Origin of the sequence: Pantoea brenneri, assembly GCF_038594305.1 — a bacterium.
Classification (GTDB): domain Bacteria; phylum Pseudomonadota; class Gammaproteobacteria; order Enterobacterales; family Enterobacteriaceae; genus Pantoea; species Pantoea brenneri.
In genome coordinates this window covers 1,240,335-1,254,298 of sequence record NZ_JBCGBG010000001.1, presented here as the reverse complement: position 1 = coordinate 1,254,298, position 13,964 = coordinate 1,240,335, and the positions used below count along the sequence as shown (strand labels likewise).

The window sequence follows — 13,964 nt, the reverse complement described above, 5'->3', positions numbered from 1 at the left end:
CCCGCTAACGGATAGCTGATGTGAACCAGACCAACAAACCCGGCGTCGCCGCCATTATTACGCTCGGCGCGATACAGATACTGTCGTGGGGTGGATCGTTCTATCTGATGGCGGTGATGGCGAACCCGATCGCCATGGAAACCGGCTGGTCGCAGCAGTGGATTTATGGCGCACTGTCGACCGGCATTCTGGTGTCAGGACTGCTGGCGCCGCTCAGCGGCCGGATTATTGCCCGCACCGGTGGCCGCCTGCTGCTGGCGATGAGTGGGGCGGTGATGGCGCTGGGGCTGGTGATCATGGCTTTCAGCTATCATCTGCCGCTGTTGCTGTTCGCCTGGGTGATTATCGGCGTCGGGATGGCGATGGGGCTGTATGATGCGCTGTTTGCTACCCTCGGCACCTGTTATGGCGCTCAGGCGCGTGCAGCGATTACCGGCATTACCCTGATTTCCGGCTTCTGTACCACCCTGGTATGGCCGGGCACGGCGCTGTTGATTCACGTCCTCGGCTGGCGGGGCGCTTGTCTGGCGATTGCCGGGCTGTTAACGCTCTGCGTGCTGCCAGCGTATCTGTATGCTTTACCGGCAACGCGGGCGGTAAGGCCGGTTAACACCCGTAGCCCGCAATCGTCCTCCGCTGACATTGCCCCGGGCTTGTTCTGGCTGCTGTGCGCCATCTTCACCCTGGCATCGGTAATCATGACCGCCATTTCCGTGCAGCTGATTACCCTGTTGCAGGCCAGTGGCCACACGCTGACCTCGGCGCTGGCGATCAGCGCGGTGCTGGGTCCGTGTCAGGTGGGGGCGCGGATTGTCGATGTCGCCTTTAAGCGCAGCCATCCGATTCGCACCACTTTTTTCTCGGTCGGCCTGGTGGCGCTTGGCTTGCTGTTGCTGGCACTGGCACCGCAGATGGCGCTGCTGAGCATGGTGCTTTACGGCGCAGGGAATGGTTTACGTGCCATTGTGCGCGGAACTTTACCGCTGGCGATGGTCAAACCAGAGTCTTATGCGATTGTGGTGGGCCGGATGGCCCGCCCGGCGTTGATGGGACAGGCGCTGACGCCGTTGATCGGCGGCTATGTATTTGAAAGGATGGGGGGTTCAGCAACACTGTGGTTGCTTTGCGCGTTAGCAATCTTTAACGTGGTGTTGGTGATGATACTGAAACACCGGTTACCCGCCGCGCCAGCCGACATCGCGTAGCATGCTGACTGCGCGGAACGCCGATGACGCGGGCTGTTAGCAGGCTAAGCACCTTGTGCTATCAGGCTGCCGGCTTTGGTGAATACGTGCCTTGTCACCGCTGGCTTGCTTCTAAAAAGCAACAGTGTTTGTTATATTTATTGCTCATTGATTGTTCACTTATGCGGCAATAAAACAATAAGATGCACCGCAACTCAGGATAAAGAAATGCTTGATTACCGCTTCCCGACAGCTTTGCAAATGGTTCTGAGCGTAGCGATGGCGGAGCAAATGGGAAAACGCTCTACCAGCGCGATTCTGGCCTACGGGTTGGAAGCGAATCCCAGTTTCATTCGAAAATTAATGGTCCCGCTGACCCGTGACGGCATTATCGTCTCGACGCTGGGCCGTACCGGTTCGATCCATCTGGGTCGCCCCGCAGCAGAGATTACCCTGCGGGACATCTACGTCTCGGTCATTGAAGACAAAAAAATCTGGGCGGCGCGGCCCGATGTCGCGCCACGTTGCCTGGTCAGCGCCAATCTCTGCTGGTACTTCAAATCGATTGCCGATGAAGCCGAGCAGGCGTCGCTGGACGTGCTGGCGAAACGCACCGTCGCAGATGCGCTTAATGAGCTGAAGAAACGCGACACCAGCAACTGTACGGCGGTTCCGGAACCGGAGCCCGATGAGATTGATGATCTGTGTAAAAAAGGCCGCTGATGCGGCTTTTTTTATGCCTGCAAAATCATTTATTCCGGTCAGTTATGATTGAAAAACAGGCAAAATAAACATAAGTGTTGTGTAAGGCATCACTGTTGTTATGATGAGTGACGGCTGAACTGAAGCGAGGGATCGCGATGAAATACAGTGAATTTCGGCGCTGGCTGTTACAACAGGGCGCCATTTTAATAAAGCACCGCAGCGGAAGCAGCCATTTCAAAGTGTTTTTGGGCGCGAGGCAGTCTGTTTTTCCCGATCACGGTGCAAAGGAAATGCCCGAGGGAACCCGCAAAAAAATTTTAAAGGATCTGGGGCTGTAATCCTGAGATTGATGAGGTAAGGGTATGTTTAATTACGCAGTCAGATTAAACCATGATGCACAAAGTGGCTGTTATGAAGTGTCATGCCGGGATTTACCGTTAATGCATTCGGTAGGCGACACGATTGATGGCGCGCTGTTAGAAGCGGAAGATGGAATTGTCACCGCAATCTCGCTTGAAATGGATATGCGCCGTCCCATCCCGTCAGCCAGCGAACCGCAGCCGGGCGAATATGTGGTTTATCTGCCGGTGTTGGTGGCGATGAAAGCCGCCTTATATAACGCCATGATCGAAACAGGAACCCGAAAAGCCGATCTGGCACGTCGACTGGGCGTGAATGGCCCTCAGGTTGATCGCCTGCTGGATGTTGAACACTCGTCAAAAGTCGAAAAAGTGGAACTGGCGCTGGCCCAACTGGGACGCAAAGCGCAAATCGAAATCCATACTTAACGCCGTTGTTGCCCGCAAAGCGCATGGCAGTGAACCGGTGTCTGAAGCCCGCCCTGGCGGGCTTTTTAGTGTCAATCTCCGGCTCAACGCGGCGATGAATAACGGCGAATTATCTTGCCTGCCATCTTCAGCAGCCGCGAGAGCAGATTCAGTGGCTCGCAACGACAGCCAAAAAAAGGGCGACCCCGCGGTCGCCCTTTTGCAGTTTATACCGTCTGTAACGCGGTTTTGCTCGCTTTCCGCGTCACCAGCTTACGTAAGGTGACGTAGAACACCGGCGTCAGGAACAGCCCGAACAGCGTAACGCCGAGCATGCCGGAGAACACCGTAATACCGGTCACGCCGCGGACTTCCGCACCTGCACCTTCGCCAAGAATCAGCGGAATTGTTCCGGCGATAAAGGCAATGGAGGTCATCACGATCGGACGCAGACGCAGGCGACAGGCTTCCAGCGCCGCCTCGACAATCCCTTTGCCCTGCATTTCCAGCTCGCGGGCGAACTCAACGATCAGAATCGCGTTCTTACAGGCCAGCCCCATCAGCACCACCAGTCCGACCTGCACAAACACATTGTTATCGCCGCCGGTCAGCCAGACGCCTACCAGCGCAGAGAGCATGGTCATTGGCACAATCAGGATCACCGCCAGCGGCAGGGTCCAGCTCTCATACAGCGCGGCCAGCACCAGGAAAGCCAGCAACACCGCCATCGGGAACACAATCAGCGCTGTATTGCCCTGGGTCGATTGCTGATAACTCAGATCGGTCCATTCGATGTTCATGCCGTTGGGTAACAGCTGACCGGACATCGTTTCCAGCTGAGCCATCGCCTGGGCTGATGAGAGCACCCGGGGATCGGCATCGCCAATCAGGTCGGCGGCCGGATAGCCATTGTAGCGAATCACCGGGTCGGGACCGTAGGTGGTCGAAATGGTCACCATGCTGCCAATCGGCACCATCTCGCCGCGATCGTTACGGGTCCGCAGGTTGGCGATATCTTCCACGCTGTCGCGGAAATCACCGTCAGCCTGGGCCATTACGCGCCAGGTGCGGCCAAAACGGTTGAAGTCATTGACGTAAGACGAACCGAGATAGGTCTGCAAAGTGCTGAACAGATCGGTCAGCGACACGCCCTGGGCTTTGGCTTTATCCCGGTCAACCTGCACATCCAGCTGCGGAACGTTCGCCTGATACGAGGAGATAGGGAAGTGCATACCCGGCGTCTGCATAATGGCACCCGACATGGTGTTGATGGCGGTCTGCAGCGCACCATAACCGAGGCCCGCGCGGTCCTGCACATAGAGCGAATAGCCCGAACCCTGGCCCAGCCCCAGAATCGGCGGCGGCATAATCGAGAAGCCGAAGCCCTGCTGAATCCGGGCGATTTTGGCGTTAATCTCGGCGTTGATCTCCGCCGCGGTGTGGGTGCGTTGATTGAACGGTTTCAGGCCGAAGAACACCGTGCCGCTATTCGGGGTATTGGTAAACTGCAACGCATTCAGGCCAGGAAACGCCACCGCATACGCCACGCCTTCGGTCTGCATGCCGATTTCGCTCATCTTACGAATCACTTCATCGGTGCGCGCCAGTGACGAGCCTTCCGGCATCTTAACGCCGCCGATCAGGTAGAGCTTATCCTGGGTCGGAATAAAGCCGCCCGGCACGCTGTGGAACATGAAACCGGCACCCGCCAGCAGCAGCACATAGACGCCAAATACCGCACCACGCCGACGCAGAGTTTTACCAACCATGGTTTCATAGCCGTGGGCGCTGCGCTGGAAGAAGCGGTTAAACGGCCGGAACAGCCAGCCAAACAGCCGGTCGATAATCCGGGTCGGCATATCTTTGGCCGCATGATGATCTTTCAGCAGCATCGCCGCCAGCGCCGGAGAGAGCGTCAGCGAGTTAATCGCTGAGATCACCGTTGAAATGGCGATGGTCGTGGCGAACTGCTTGTAGAACTGACCGGTCACGCCTGACAAAAACGCCATCGGCACAAACACCGCACACAGCACCAGCGCGATGGCGATGATCGGTCCGGAGACCTCTCGCATCGCCTGATGCGCCGCCGCCCGCGGCGTCAGCCCCATCTCAATGTTACGCTCGACGTTTTCCACCACCACGATGGCGTCATCCACCACAATCCCGATGGCCAGCACCAGGCCAAACAGGCTCAGGGTATTCAGCGAGAAGCCGAGCAGATAGAGCACGCTAAAGGTGCCAACCACCGAAACCGGCACTGCCAGCAACGGGATAATCGAGGCGCGCCAGGTTTGCAGGAACAGGATCACCACCAGTACGACCAGCACCACCGCTTCCAGCAGGGTCTGCACCACCGCTTTAATCGAATCACGCACGAAGACGGTCGGATCGTAAGGCGCGGCCCATTTCACGTCATTGGGGAAGCGGGTCGCCAGCTCATCCATTTTGGCGCGCACCGCATTGGAGAGGTCAATGGCGTTAGCGCCGGGCGCCTGGAAGATGCCGATACCGACCGCATCTTTGTTATTCAGCTGCGAGCGCAGGGCATAGCTGCCGGAGCCCATTTCGATACGTGCCACGTCGCGCAGCCGCACCAGCGAACCATCTTCAGAAGTCTTTAAGATGATGTCGCCAAACTGCTGTTCGCTCTCCAGCCGCCCCTGCGTATTGATCGACAGCAGAAAATCGCTCTGCTTTTTCAGCGGCTCGGCACCCAGCTGACCGGCAGAAACCTGCACGTTCTGCTCCTGCATCGCGGTGACGACATCAGAGGCGGTCAGGCCACGCGCCGCCACTTTATTCGGATCGAGCCAGACGCGCATCGCATACTCACCGGCACCGAAAATCTGAATCTGGCCGACACCCGGCAGACGCGCCAGCTCATCTTTCACCTTCAACGTGGCGTAGTTACGCAGATAGAGCGAATCGTAAGTGTTGTTGGGCGAGAACATGTGCACCACCAGCGTCAGGGTCGGTGACATCTTCTGGGTAGTGATACCCAGCCGACGCACATCTTCCGGCAGCCGCGCTTCCGCCTGCGCCACGCGGTTCTGCACCTGAACCTGAGCCTGGTCGGGATCGGTGCCAGGACGGAAGGTGACGGTGGTCACCAGCACGCCGTCAGAACCGGCCACCGATTTCATGTACATCATGTTTTCGACCCCGTTGATCGCCTCTTCCAGTGGCGTCGCCACCGAATCAGCAATCACTTTCGGGTTCGCGCCCGGATATTCGGCACGCACCTGCACGCTGGGCGGCACCACATCGGGATATTCACTGATCGGCAGCAGCGGAATAGAGATTAGCCCGGTGACAAAGATCAGTATCGATAACACCGCCGCAAAGATCGGCCGGTCGATAAAAAAGCGGGAAAAGTCCATAACGGCCTCAGATTATTGAGCGGTTGCCGCACGCATGGCGACCTGCTGAGCAGTGACCGGCATGCCGGGCATAAACACTTTTTGCAGACCGGCGATGATCACCCGATCGCCCGATTTCAGGCCCGACTTGACGATGCGCAGACCGTCCACCATCGCGCCAGGATCGATATCACGGCGCTGAGCTTTGCCTGCGCTGTCTACCACGTAGACATACTTACGGTCCTGGTCGGTTAACACCGCTTTGTCATCAATCAGCACCGCCTCAAACTGCGCGCTGCCGGGCAGACGGACCCGGGCGAACAGGCCTGGCGTAAACTGACGCTGCTGATTGTCGAGCAGGGCGCGCATACGAATGGTGCCGGTGCTGGCGGTCAGCTGGTTATCCAGGAAGTCCACTTTGCCCTGATGCGGATAGCCCTGTTCGCCGACCAGCGCGATTTCAACCGGCAACGCATGGCGCTGCTGGCCCTGACGCGCCATCGCCTGATAGTGCAGGAAGGTGTTTTCATCGATGTCGAAATAGACATACATGCTCTGCTGCGAGACCAGCGTGGTCAGTACGCTGGCGCTATCGCCGGCGGTCACCAGATTGCCGGCGGTGATCATCGCCCGGCTGGCGCGGCCATCAATCGGCGCGGTAACGCGGGTAAAATCGAGATTCAGCTGCGCCATATCGACGGCGGCTTCAGCGGCCAGTACATCCGCCTGCGCCTGGCTGGCGGCCGAACGGCGCTGCTCCCACGCTTCACGCGAAATCGCCTGGCTGCCAATCAGCTTTTCGCTGCGTCCCGACTCGCTGCGGGCCAGGCTTGCCTGGCTGCGGGCGCGGGCTAATTCCGCTTTGGCCTGCTCCAGCGCCGCGCGATAGCTGCGGTCGTCGATGGTAAACAGCACCTGACCTTTCTTCACCTCATCGCCTTCGCGATAATTAACCGACTCAATGTAGCCTGAGACGCGCGGACGCAGTTGCACGCTCTGCACCGCCTCAACCCGGCCATTGAAACTGTCCCACTGGCTGACCGGCTTGATCAGCACCGGTGCGGCACTGACCTCGGGCGGCGGCGGCGGGGCGTTTTGTGCCACACCGTCATCGCAACCGCTTAGCTGGCTGATGAGCAGTACCATCCCTAAAAGGGTAAAACCCTGACGAACCCAGTTGGTAATCATTGTTGTTATTCCGCGATAAGTGAAAACGACCCGCAGGCCAATATTTGCAACTTTTAAGATTGCAATTAATCGCGAGGAGTGTAGGCTTGCGTCGCTGGCAACTGCAAGAATAACAGATACACTTTATGTGCGGTTTGTTGTCGCCAGGTTAAAAGCTAAGCGGCTGGCAAAAGACCCTAAGAAATGTGCGGCATTTAATGTACTAATAAAACTTGCATTAAATGACATAGTCAGTCACCCTTTAAGTGTAACTGCAACTGATACTAATACTAATACTGTTCGCCACGGCGACGGGAGAGACTGGAATGATGAGTGACGCCTTTATTCACGATTTAATCGACTGGATTGATAACAACATCGAAGCACGGCTGGATCTGGACACCGTCTCAGAGCGCGCGGGCTATTCTAAATGGCACCTGCAACGGATGTTCAAAGAGCACACCGGCTATCCATTGGGTGAATATATCCGGGTGAAGAAGCTGAAAAAATCAGCCGATCGCCTGACCAGTACCGATGAACCGATCCTTAACGTGGCGATTTCATTAGGTTTCGATTCGCAGCAGTCGTTTAATCGCAGCTTCAAACGTCAGTACGGCGTCGCACCGGGTGCATGGCGTCGACACAGCGGTGACTCGCACGCTGCATAACCTCGCCAGGGCCAGCCTGTCTGGCCCGCGCTTTTTTCGGCGCGCAAAACTGGTATCATCTGCATCCTGTCGTCACGGATGCCATCATGTCAAAAAAACTCTGGATTGGACTTTTCCTGGTCCTCGCGGCCGCTTTCTACGGCCTTAAACCTTATCTGAACTCCTCTGTGGCACCTGCTCAGGCAGACATCGCCACGCTGACCGACGCCCATACGGTGGCGCGCTGGGTGCTGCAACATCAGCAGCTGCCGGACTACTACCTGACCAAAAGCGAAGCCCGCAAGCGCGGCTGGAATCCGGCCAAAGGCAATCTGTGCGAGGTGCTGCCCGGCAAAGCCATCGGCGGCGATCGCTTCGCCAACCGTGAGAAACGCCTGCCACAACGGGCGGGCCGCCAGTGGTATGAAGCGGACGTCAACTATCGCTGCGGACGCCGCGACGCCGACCGGCTGGTCTACTCTTCCGACGGGCTGGTGCTGCTCTCCACCGATCACTATCGCAGCTTCCGACAGGTACCCTGATAATGCTGATCCTGCAATTTGATCTGCGCCAGCTGACCAGCCGCGCGGCATTCTACCAGCAGTTTGCCGCACAGAGCGGCGGTACGCCTGCTTATTTTGGCAACAACCTGGATGCGCTGTGGGACTGGCTGACCGGCGGTATTGCCTTGCCGGCGGAAGTGCGGCTGCAGCATTACGCCGAACATCATGCCGATCTGGCTCCGGTGCTGGCGTTACTGGAAGAGGCGGCGCAGTCGCTGAACGGCGAACTGCGCCTGGTGAAGGATTAAACGCGCAGCGGTTTAAGCAGGGCGATCAGCGCCTCGCGCGCCGCCAGCGGTAAATCGCCGCCGCCGGTATAGCCGTTGTTTTCGATAATCACCTGATTCAGGCCCACCAGCCAGTCGTAGATGTAATAGGCGGTGTGGTTGGCCGGGGCCGCTGACAGTTTAGTCAGCCGCTGACCGGCGCTGAAGTTGACGCTCGGGGCCGGCGGACGGGTAAAGATCGCCTGACCGCGATTAACGCGGCTGGCCGGACGCTCCGCCTCCGGACGCTGCAAAAACCCGAGCCAGGCAACAAAGTCACCCAGCACCGTCATGGCCCGGGTTACCTGACGATCGGCACGCGACTCATGTGTGATGCTGTGGCTGTCAGGCTCATGCAGCGCCTGCTGCAGTTTTTGCGTCATGTCGGTGCGGAAACTGGCGGTAATCAGCTCTTCCACCAGCCACTCCATGGTCGCCTTATCAATATTCAGCAACGCCAGCAGGCTGCGATTTTCCGGCAGCTGACGCAGGTGGTCGAGCCACAACAGCAGCACCTGGCGCGGAAAATGTTGTGCGCCGTGCCCGCTCTGACGTGGCTGAACCGGCACCTCCGGCTCTGACTGGCTGAACAGATCAAATTCAAAACCAATGCCGAACTGATTTTCCGGTGCCTGCGGATGCGGCGTGCTGCTGCTCAGGCTCGACTGATTGAGCCACAGCTGGCGCAGCGCTTCACGCGGCGGCTGCAGACGTTCCAGCAGTTCGCCATGCAGGCCGGTACGGTGCTGTAAACATTTCAGCAGGATATCGGCGATATTCTGTTTGCGCGCTGCCTGCTCCGGGCTGGCACCCGCCTCGGTCCACGGCAGTAAACGCCGCTCAACCACGGTGTGCTGAATCTGTACCAGCTGGCTCAGCAACAGATCGCGACGGGCTTCCGGCTGCATCTCATCCTGTAACCAGCTCGCCATGCGATCGACGCCCGCCCGATCCAGCGCCAGCATCGATCCCCAGTGTCGTCCCGGTTGTCCCATCTGACGTTGCACCGCTTCATCGACGTTAATCTGCTGATGACGGGCGTCATGCGGCGTGATAGCCCAGATCAGCCGGGGTTTTTCCACCGCTTCCAGCGTCGGTTGCAGACGCTGCCATTCACGCAGCGACTGGCTGACGCGATCGGCATCCTGACGCTGGCTGGCGGCGGTACAGACCAGCAGCAGGTCGATGGCCTGACGCGCGGCATACAGGCCGGGCAGCAGGGCGCGTTTCTGTTCCAGCAGCGCTGCGCGCAGCGGATCGCGCTGTTGCAGGCGCAGGCGATCTTCCGCAGCGGCCTCATCATTCGGCTGGCCCGGTGCGGGCAGCTCCAGCATATCGGCCTCATCATACAGCGCGGTGCGCGGCGTCGAGCTCAGCGGGATCACCACCTCCAGCGTCAGCAACGCCAGTAACCCCAGCGCCACGCTTTGCGGCTTGCCGATGCGGTTGCCGTTGGTCGGGCAGACGTCGATTGGCTGCTGCAGATCCTGCTCGCTGGCTGGCACAATCAGCTGCTCGGCCGGCAGCAGAGCGGCGTCAGTCAGCAGGCTGAGCGGAGCCAGCACCCGGCTGCTGTTGCGCAGCTGGTGGCGTAAATGCAGCAGGCTGCGCAGGGTATCGTTGAGCGCCGGTTGATTCGGCCACAGCAGCGAAAACAGCTGTACCCGATCGTCGACGCTCAGCCACGGTGCCAGTTCAACCGCCTGCGGCCAGAAGTGACGATCGAGGCGCGCGTCATAGTGCTGACGGCGGCGGCACCATGACCACAGCGTCACCAGCGCATCGCTCTCCAGACCGGGCAGCGGGCTGGTCAGGCAGTGGCGTTGCAAACGCTGTAAGCCACTGTCTATCAGCGCCACATCCGGCGGCACGCTATCGGGTGCGCTGGCGATCACCAGCCGGATGATTTCCGCTTCCGTCAGCAGCGTCAGTTCGACCGGCCATTCGCCCGACAGCGGCTCACGCTGATGACAGAAGCGGGTCGCGGTCGCAAAATCGAGGTTGCCGGGGTTAATGTGCTGAAAATAGTTGAGCGATTTGTCGCCCAGCCGGGTTACCAGCTGGCCCTGCGCATCGGCCACCATCTCGTTCAGCAGCCAGGCTTTACCGGCCTGCGACTGACCAAACAGCGCCAGCGTCACCGGCCGCACCACCTGCTGTGCCAGCGCCTGGGTCTGCACCCGCGCCTGACGCAGTTGCAGGGACAGGGTTTCCGCTTCCAGCGCCAGTCGTGGCGACTGTTCGCGGGTGGTTTCAATCCAGGCCAGACTGTTGCTCAGGGCGTCCTGCAGCAGGTTAAGGCGTTTAGCCAGCGTCTGCGGCTGGCGGGGTTTCAGGACTTTCATCGTTTACATACGCTCCCGCTGTCAATCCAGTACTGCGCATTAGCGTTGCCGGTGGCTGACAGGGTATTCAGTTTCAGACTCAGCTGCTCCAGCGGCACGCGGGTGCCATCATCCAGCCGCGCATCGCTCAGCACCAGCGTTTCCGGACCGGGCGCATCCGGGCCATCTTTCACCGCCAGCTTGATGCGCAACACGCTTTCACCGGCCACTTTACGCGCCAGAGTCGCATCGTTCAGCGTCAGGCTGTAGAGCGGTGAGGCAGGCCAGCGATCGTTATCCAGCTGGCGGAAGCCGAGACAGACGTTGCCGCGAATACGGAAGCTGCTTTTCTTATCCAGCGCAAAGCCGGCGTCGTCGAGGTCGATCTCGCTGTAACAGATGTTTTCGTCGGTCAGGGCCTGGTTTTCATCCAGCATACCGAGGTAGCGGATGGTGGAATAGGGTTCAAAATCACCGGCGCGGAACCAGAAACTGCTGAGGCGCAGGTCCAGTGCCAGCAGGCAGAGCATCGCGCCAACGGCGGCGGTCGATTTCGGATTATCAATGCGGCCATGCTTGTTAAACGGATACCAGTCGCTGGTGTGATAGCCTTCCAGCGACAGAATACGGCTGCCCGGCAGCGGTTGTAGATGGCGGACCAGCGCCTGAATGCCGGGGAAGCGCGACGGCCGGCCGGTCAGCAGCAGCACATCGCACTGATAGAGCGACACCACTTCGCACATTGAGCGCAGCGCCGGAATAATCGCCATCCGGTGCTGCATGAACTCGCCGTGCAGCTGCGTCAGGCTGACCACCAGCGGCACCTGCAACAGGTCGAAGCGGCTGTTGACGCCCAGTTCACGCTGAATTTCACCGTTAACGAACGCCAGCACCGCCTCGCCAGGGGACTGCTCTACCAGTTCGCCAAACAGCGCGTTGATCTCGGCGTGACTCTCCAGCGGATCCCAGTTTTCGTAGCGCTCCAGCACCGCCTGCGCCAGGGGAATAAACAGCTGCAGCGTAACCTGCTGGCGTAAGGTGGCCTGACCGTCCATCCGGCTGTCGTGACCGAAAAGCTTGTTCATCAGCGGCTCAGCCAGCGTTAGTCCGGCTTTATGCAGATGCTGTTGCAGCGCTGGCAGGATCCACAGCTGGATCACATCCAGCAGGATATCGTCACCGGCCACTTTGAAGCCTTCACGGAACAGCAGACGCGGGGTGATTTTCACGTTATTGCCGAGCCCATCATCCAGCCGGTACTGGGTGATAGCCAGATCGGTGGTGCCGCCACCGATATCAATTGAGGCGATACGCAGACTTTTACCCGGCAGCTCATCCACTTCACGCGGGCGATCCGGTCGGGCCATGCTGCTGAAAAAGTCTTCGGCGCGACCGGCAAAGTTCACCTGGGTTTCATTAAACAGCCAGACCATCTGACCACAGGTTGCCTCATCCCACTCCATCTGCACATCCGGCAGCGGTTTCGGGCTGTGGCGCGGGCCTGCCGGGGCGACATCTTCGTCGTCGCTCAGCCAGCCTTCGGCTTTCCACACCAGCGCAATCGCCTCCTGCATCCGGCGGCGGAAAATTTCACGTTCCGGTTTTGGCATCGCTGAAGGCAGCGTCAGGATCACATGCCGCAGCTGACGCGGCGCGTGGCTTTGCGGCATCCGCTGACGCTGGGCAGCGCTGTTCATCTGCATCAGGGCCTGGGCCAGCAGCTCGCACAGCATAAAGGTCATCAGTGAACTGCGGCTGTAGTGCGGTGAAAACACCGGCAGACGATCGTCCAGCGGCAGCGTATAGAGCGGCTGGCCTTCATCGTTCAGCAGGGTGGTAAAGGGCGCGGCACAGGCCAGCGGTTCAGACTGCGCACCAGGATTATTAAAGCGCCAGCCTGGCTGGTAGCGCGCTTCGTCCCATAAATAGCGGCGTGGGCTGGAGAGGCCGGTACTGCCTTCCAGGCCGACGCGCTGCAGGGCCAGACGGCTCGCTTCGCGACCAACGCGGGTCAGCGACGGCCACATAAAGGCCTGTTCGCGGCCGCTTTCCAGCGAGAAGTTCTCTTTGCCGAAACGGGTTTCGGCAAACTCCAGCCGGCTGTCAAACAGTTCGTTATAGACCTGATGCGGCTGAGATAAATCACGCAGCTGCAGCTCATAGGTCTGCTTCAGTCCGTTGCTCTCTTCCGGATGATCTTCCACCAGAATGCCGCAGGTATGCGAATTTCCGACGTCCAGAATGATATCGACGTTAACCGCGGGGGTTTGCAGCGTGGCGGCCTGAATGTGGATCTCGCTGAGGTTCAGCTGTTCGCCCAGCAGCTCCAGCAGATTGAGGTAGTGTGCCTGATATTCAAACTCACGCAGCGCCTGGTTTATCGCCTGCTCACGGCGGTCAGAGACCCGATCGGTAAAGGTTTCACGCAGCCAGCCATCGACCCAGGTGTGGTCGAGAAACTCACCCAGCTCGTAGTTGTGCCAGGCCAGCGTAAAGGTCACGCCATTCTGCGCATCGGCTGCCGACAGGCCCAGCTTCTCTCCGCCATCCTGTTCCGCCACGCAGCGGGTATCAAAGGCCAGGCTGACGCGATGGGTATTGCCCGCCGCGTCAGGCGTCTCCAGCGCCACCAGACGCATCCGCGCCCAGTTTTCCGGTCCGCCAATAAACCGCCGTCCGCTGGCGCAACGCAGCATCGGCAGCGGCAGCCAGCAGGCGGAGAGCAGGGTCAGCGAATCAGCCAGCGCGATGTCCGACTCCGGACGCACCACTTCCGGTGCGCCACCATCTTCCGGGTAGAGCAGAAACTTACCGCTGTTGCCATCAACATTCAGCCGCAGCAGCGGGCCGTTGGCAGTCTGGCGCACGAACTGACGGCGCGCCTGGGTCGCAGAGAGTTGCAGACCAAAATCCAGAAATTGCACACCGCTGTTTTCAATCAGCGAGATTTTTTGTTTGTCATCGATCAGGGGAGCCAGCATG

11 protein-coding genes are annotated in these 13,964 nt (G+C 59.2%); 7 read left to right on the top strand and 4 right to left on the bottom strand.

Annotated features, from left to right (window positions below; translation table 11 throughout):
• The first annotated feature begins 20 nt into the window (after positions 1-20).
• The 4 genes from AABB92_RS05810 (at position 21) to AABB92_RS05795 (ending at position 2,677) form a co-directional block, all read left to right on the top strand.
• Positions 21-1,205, top strand: coding sequence for an MFS transporter (locus AABB92_RS05810; protein WP_031377620.1), 1,185 nt, complete (start codon positions 21-23; stop codon positions 1,203-1,205).
• Between the two features lie 207 nt (positions 1,206-1,412).
• Positions 1,413-1,907, top strand: a complete 495-nt coding sequence (locus AABB92_RS05805; protein ID WP_031377621.1) for an RrF2 family transcriptional regulator — start codon at positions 1,413-1,415, stop codon at positions 1,905-1,907.
• 137 nt (positions 1,908-2,044) lie between these two features.
• Positions 2,045-2,227 carry a type II toxin-antitoxin system HicA family toxin gene (locus tag AABB92_RS05800; RefSeq protein ID WP_031377622.1) on the top strand — a complete coding sequence of 61 codons (183 nt, stop codon included), beginning with the start codon at positions 2,045-2,047 and terminating at the stop codon, positions 2,225-2,227.
• A gap of 24 nt (positions 2,228-2,251) precedes the next feature.
• Positions 2,252-2,677 (top strand): type II toxin-antitoxin system HicB family antitoxin, encoded by a 426-nt coding sequence (locus tag AABB92_RS05795; protein ID WP_031377623.1) that lies wholly within the window; start codon positions 2,252-2,254, stop codon positions 2,675-2,677.
• 206 nt (positions 2,678-2,883) lie between these two features.
• Here the strand turns inward: AABB92_RS05795 and oqxB are convergent, their stop codons facing one another.
• Both oqxB and AABB92_RS05785 read right to left on the bottom strand, forming a co-directional pair.
• Entirely contained in the window at positions 2,884-6,036 is a 3,153-nt protein-coding gene (oqxB, locus tag AABB92_RS05790) for a multidrug efflux RND transporter permease subunit OqxB (protein WP_031377624.1), read from the bottom strand.
• 12 nt (positions 6,037-6,048) lie between these two features.
• Positions 6,049-7,203, bottom strand: coding sequence for an efflux RND transporter periplasmic adaptor subunit (locus AABB92_RS05785; protein WP_046288335.1), 1,155 nt, complete (start codon positions 7,201-7,203; stop codon positions 6,049-6,051).
• A 305-nt stretch (positions 7,204-7,508) separates the two neighbouring features.
• On the opposite strand from AABB92_RS05785, the gene AABB92_RS05780 reads away from it, so the two are divergent.
• The 3 genes from AABB92_RS05780 (at position 7,509) to AABB92_RS05770 (ending at position 8,640) form a co-directional block, all read left to right on the top strand.
• Positions 7,509-7,850: a helix-turn-helix domain-containing protein gene (locus AABB92_RS05780; RefSeq protein WP_009090299.1), complete on the top strand. Its 342-nt coding sequence runs from the start codon at positions 7,509-7,511 to the stop codon at positions 7,848-7,850.
• 86 nt (positions 7,851-7,936) lie between these two features.
• The gene (locus tag AABB92_RS05775) at positions 7,937-8,371 is read left to right on the top strand and encodes a ribonuclease domain-containing protein (RefSeq protein ID WP_031377980.1); all 435 of its coding nucleotides are present in this window, start codon (positions 7,937-7,939) and stop codon (positions 8,369-8,371) included.
• Positions 8,372-8,373: 2 nt separating this feature from the next.
• A complete protein-coding gene (locus tag AABB92_RS05770) occupies positions 8,374-8,640 on the top strand; it encodes a barstar family protein (protein WP_031377981.1) in 267 nt (88 codons plus the stop codon).
• Here the strand turns inward: AABB92_RS05770 and AABB92_RS05765 are convergent.
• A complete protein-coding gene (locus AABB92_RS05765; protein ID WP_046288334.1) occupies positions 8,637-11,003 on the bottom strand; it encodes a virulence factor SrfC family protein in 2,367 nt (788 codons plus the stop codon). The genes AABB92_RS05770 and AABB92_RS05765 overlap by 4 nt on opposite strands.
• On the bottom strand, positions 11,000-13,963 hold the full coding sequence (locus tag AABB92_RS05760) for a virulence factor SrfB (protein ID WP_046288333.1): 2,964 nt from the start codon (positions 13,961-13,963) through the stop codon (positions 11,000-11,002). The genes AABB92_RS05765 and AABB92_RS05760 overlap by 4 nt, the downstream gene beginning before the upstream one ends.
• Between the last annotated feature and the right edge of the window lies 1 nt (position 13,964).